Here is a 223-nt window from a genome sequence, read left to right as displayed (position 1 = left end):
TGCGCTTACTGATGTTGAATCAGATGCACTTGTTGACGCTGAGTCGCTTGCGCTTACTGACGCTGAGTCACTTGCACTTACTGACGCTGAGTCAGATGCGCTTACTGATGTTGAATCAGATGCACTTGTTGACGCTGAGTCGCTTGCGCTTACTGACGCTGAGTCACTTGCACTTACTGACGCTGAGTCAGATGCGCTTACTGATGTTGAATCAGATGCACTT

At 48.9% G+C, this 223-nt stretch carries 1 pseudogene; it reads left to right on the top strand.

The window, feature by feature from the left end:
* A pseudogene (locus tag ACJQQZ_RS12625) lies at positions 1–223 on the top strand (hypothetical protein); the annotation flags it as partial.

Origin of the sequence: Staphylococcus sp. KUGN1 (genome assembly GCF_045984185.1) — a bacterium.
Classification (GTDB): domain Bacteria; phylum Bacillota; class Bacilli; order Staphylococcales; family Staphylococcaceae; genus Staphylococcus; species Staphylococcus warneri_A.
This window is presented reverse-complemented; position numbering and strand designations above follow the sequence as displayed.